Source organism: Bacillus hominis (assembly GCF_018332515.1).
Lineage (GTDB): Bacteria > Bacillota > Bacilli > Bacillales > Bacillaceae_G > Bacillus_A > Bacillus_A hominis.
This window is the reverse complement of sequence record NZ_BOQD01000494.1, coordinates 1-759: the sequence shown is the minus strand read 5'-3', so window position 1 is coordinate 759 and position 759 is coordinate 1. Positions and strand designations below refer to the sequence as shown.

1 protein-coding gene is annotated in these 759 nt (G+C 35.7%); it reads right to left on the bottom strand.

The genetic code is table 11. The features are described 5' to 3' along the window. On the bottom strand, window positions 1-685 hold a 685-nt coding region (locus tag KI356_RS26820), incomplete at its 3' end, for an S-layer homology domain-containing protein (RefSeq protein ID WP_212936966.1). Between the last annotated feature and the right edge of the window lie 74 nt (window positions 686-759).

Here is a 759-nt window from a genome sequence, read left to right as displayed (position 1 = left end):
TTGAATTGATGTTGAAATTATAAGATCTGTTCTTTGCTATTGCATTATAGAAAAATTGTGCATACTGCTCACGCTTCACAAGCGTGTTTCCATTAAAATTACCTACCTCGTCACCTTGTGCTATACGGTTACTACGCAGTGTATTTACAGATTCATAGGCCCAATGCCCTTTTGGAACATCTTTAAAATTCCCTTGTCCTTTTAATTCTAAATGAAATGCTTTTTGTAATACTACTGCCATCTCATATCGAGTTAATACATCATCTGGACGAAATGTACCTGTTCCATCACCTGTCATAATTCCAGCTTGCGCAATGGCTTGGATATCCTTTTCAAACATATGATTTGTAATATCACTAAACATATTTCCCTGTTTATCGTCTGCTATTAAACCTAAATGTCGATTGACTAAAGAAGCTACCTGTCCTCTAGTAACATTGTCCCCAAAACCAAATTTCCCATTTCCATATCCCTTATAAATCCCTGCTGACGCTAAGTAATCAATAGCATCTTTTGACCAGTGGTCCTTTGGTACATCTGTAAATACAGTGTTCTCATTGCCAGCTACCTTATAGCTATTCGTAGTTGTTTGTGCATTTACTGTGCCTACCATAGTTGTAGTTGCTAGTGCTGCGGTGAGTACTAATCCAAAAATTTTTTTAACTTTACTTGTTTTCTCCACCATTTGCGAAAGCCTCCCCAGTTTAATTTAACTTTATTAAATATACGTATTACACATATACATCTAATACAACTAAA